2 protein-coding genes and 1 pseudogene are annotated in these 3,300 nt (G+C 69.4%); all 3 read left to right on the top strand.

All coding sequences use genetic code 11. From position 1 onward, the window contains the following. Positions 1–356 precede the first annotated feature (356 nt). Positions 357–1,337, top strand: coding sequence for a sugar ABC transporter substrate-binding protein (locus ABZ951_RS33660; RefSeq protein WP_344085469.1), 981 nt, complete (start codon positions 357–359; stop codon positions 1,335–1,337). Then, positions 1,334–2,383, top strand: coding sequence for an ABC transporter permease (locus tag ABZ951_RS33665; protein ID WP_344085466.1), 1,050 nt, complete (start codon positions 1,334–1,336; stop codon positions 2,381–2,383). The genes ABZ951_RS33660 and ABZ951_RS33665 overlap by 4 nt, the downstream gene beginning before the upstream one ends. Continuing rightward, a pseudogene (locus tag ABZ951_RS33670) lies at positions 2,350–3,156 on the top strand (ATP-binding cassette domain-containing protein); the annotation flags it as partial. The gene ABZ951_RS33665 and the pseudogene ABZ951_RS33670, both read left to right, overlap by 34 nt. Positions 3,157–3,300 lie beyond the last annotated feature (144 nt).

Genomic DNA, 3,300 nt, shown 5'->3' on the forward strand with positions numbered 1-3,300 from the left:
GGACGGGCTTTCAGCCCGTCCGGCGCTTGAGAACAGGGCACAGCAGCCCGTCCGGCGCTTGAGGACACCGCCGCGCAGCGGTGGTGCACCCCCGCAACCCGCCGGCAAGGCCCCCGCTACGCCGAGGTGGTCAGAATGTTCGGACAAAGTCTTGACGCGGTGTGGTGCGGGCCACTAGAACTCCACCCACATGCAGCAGCCCTGTACGGCACCCGCCGAAGCCCCCGCGGACAACGGTGACGGATGGTGACGGATACTTGGGCGGCTGGGCCCGCAGGACAGGGGTCCGGCCGCACCGTGACAGACAGTGAGAAGGGCGACTCCTCGTGGCAAGGGTTCGGACAGGCGTACGTGCGGTGAGCGCCGTGGTGGCAGCGGTGCTCGGCGCCACCCTGGCGGGGTGCAGCGCGACCGGCGGCAAGCGCGCGGAGGAGCGGGCCGCCAAGGCCGCCCAGGGGCGCTCGGCGGTCGACACGCCCCGCTGGACCTTCGCGATGGTCACCCACTCGGGCGATGGCGACAACTTCTGGGACATCGTCCAGAAGGGCGCCAAGCAGGCGGCCGTCAAGGACAACATCAGGTTCCTCTACGCCCACGACGCCGAGGGCAACAAGCAGGCGCAGAGCGTCCAGGCCATGATCGACCAGAAGGTCGACGGGTTGATCGTCACGCTCGCCAAGCCCGACGCCATGAAGGACGTCGTGGCCAAGGCGAAGAAGGCCGGCATCCCGGTGGTCACGGTGAACTCGGGCTCCGAGAAGTCCAAGGAGTTCGGCGCGCTCACCCACATCGGCCAGGACGAGGTGATCGCGGGCGAGGCCGTCGGCGAGCAGCTCAACGAGCGCGGCCGCAAGAAGGCCGTCTGCGTCCTGCACGAACAGGGCAACGTCGGCCACGAGCAGCGCTGCGACGGCGTGAAGAAGACCTTCAAGGGCGAGGTGGTGAACCTCTACGTCGAGGGCACCAACATGCCCAACGTGCAGTCGTCCATCGAGGCCAAGCTCCAGTCCGACAAGGACGTCGACACCGTCGTCACCCTCGGTGCCCCCTTCGCGGCCACCGCCGTCAAGGCCGCCGACCAGGCGGGCGGCAAGGTGGAGGTCGACACCTTCGACCTCAACGCCAAGGTCGCCGAGGACCTGCAGTCCGGCAAGCTCGGCTTCGCCGTCGACCAGGACCCCTACCTCCAGGGCTACGAGGCCGTCGACCTGCTGTGGCTCTACCGCTACAACCGCGACATGCTCGGCGGCGGCCGCCCGGTCCTGACCGGCCCGCAGATCGTCACCAAGGACGACGCCAAGACCCTCGCCGAGTACGCGAAGCGGGGTACCCGATGAGCGCGTCCACCGCCCCCGTGCACGACGAGCCGGACGAGCGGCTGCTCGGCCGCGGCCCGCTGCGCAAGCTGATGGGCCGCCCCGAGCTGGGCTCGGTCGTCGGCGCCGTCGCCGTCTTCGTCTTCTTCTCGGTCGTCGCGAGCAGCTTCCTGCAGGCGTCCAGCCTCTCCACCGTGCTCTACGCGTCCTCGACCATCGGCATCATGGCCGTCCCGGTCGCGCTGCTGATGATCGGCGGCGAGTTCGACCTGTCGACCGGTGTGATGGTGACCAGCTCCGCGCTGATCTCCTCGATGTTCAGCTACCAGATGACGGCCAACGTCTGGGCCGGCGTCGGGGTGTCGCTGCTGGTCACCCTGGCCTTCGGCTTCTTCAACGGCTACATGCTCACCCGCACCAAGCTGCCCAGCTTCATCATCACGCTGGGCACCTTCCTGATGCTCACGGGCCTGAACCTCGGCTTCACCAAGCTCATCAGCGGCACGGTCTCCACCAAGACCATCGGTGACATGGAGGGCTTCGACTCCGCCAAGGCGCTCTTCGCCTCCCACCTGTCGATCGGCGACGTCGACCTCCAGGTCACCGTCCTGTGGTGGCTCGGCCTGGTGGCCCTGGCCACCTGGGTGCTGCTCCGCACCCGCGTCGGCAACTGGATCTTCGCCGTCGGCGGTGGCGCGGACGCGGCCCGCGCGGTCGGCGTCCCGGTCAACAAGACCAAGATCGGCCTGTACATGGCGGTGGCCTTCGCCGCCTGGATCTCCGGCCAGCACCTGCTCTTGTCGTACGACGTGGTGCAGTCCGGCGAGGGCGTCGGCAACGAGTTCCTCTACATCATCGCGGCCGTCATCGGCGGCTGTCTGATGACCGGCGGCTACGGCTCGGCCATCGGGTCGGCGGTCGGCGCGCTCATCTTCGGCATGACGAGCAAGGGCATCGTCTACGCCCAGTGGAATCCGGACTGGTTCAAGTTCTTCCTCGGGGCGATGCTGCTGCTGGCGACGCTCCTGAACGCATGGGTCCGCAAGCGGGCGGAGGCCAGCAAGTGACCGCATTGGTGCAGCTCACGGACGTGAGCAAGTTCTACGGGAACATCCGGGCGCTCGAAGGGGTCTCCCTGGAGGTCCACGCCGGCGAGATCACCTGTGTCCTCGGTGACAACGGCGCCGGCAAATCCACCCTCATCAAGATCATCGCGGGGCTGCACCGGCACGACGCCGGCACCTTCGAGATCGAGGGCGAGGCGGCCCGGCTGGACTCGCCCCGCGAGGCCCTGGACCGCGGCATCGCCACGGTCTACCAGGACCTCGCCGTGGTCCCCCTGATGCCGGTCTGGCGGAACTTCTTCCTCGGCTCCGAGCCCACCCGGGGCGCCGGCCCGTTCAAGCGGCTCGACGTGCAGAAGATGCGCGAGACCACCCGCGCCGAGCTGCTGCGGATGGGCATCGACCTGCGCGACGTGGACCAGCCCATCGGCACGCTCTCCGGCGGCGAACGCCAGTGCGTGGCCATCGCCCGCGCCGTGTACTTCGGCGCCAAGGTCCTCGTCCTGGACGAGCCGACGGCGGCGCTCGGCGTCAAGCAGTCGGGCGTCGTGCTCAAATACGTCGCCGCGGCCCGCGACGCCGGCCTCGGCGTGGTCTTGATCACGCACAACCCGCACCACGCCTACCTCGTCGGCGACCGCTTCGTGCTCCTCAAGCGCGGCGCGATGGCCGGCAGCCACGCCAAGTCCGAGATCGCCCTCGACGAGCTCACCCGCCAGATGGCGGGCGGCAGCGAGCTGGAACAGCTCAGCCACGAGCTGGAGCGCGCCCCGGGACCCGACGTCATCGGCGGCCGGCCCGTCGAGGACGCGGCCGCCGCGGACGGGCCCGGGGACGTGGCCACCGTGCTCCCGTCCCCCGGATCGGGCGGGCGGAGCTGCTGGGCGCCGTCGGGGTCACCGAGGGTGAGCTGGTCGAGT

Origin of the sequence: Streptomyces sp. NPDC046215, from assembly GCF_040646215.1 — a bacterium.
Taxonomy (GTDB): Bacteria; Actinomycetota; Actinomycetes; order Streptomycetales; family Streptomycetaceae; genus Streptomyces; species Streptomyces stramineus.

What these genes read in the sequence shown, in the direction of transcription:
- ABZ951_RS33665 (WP_344085466.1), top strand. Translation starts at nt 1,334, where the DNA reads ATGAGCGCGTCCACCGCCCCCGTGCACGACGAGCCGGACGAGCGGCTG.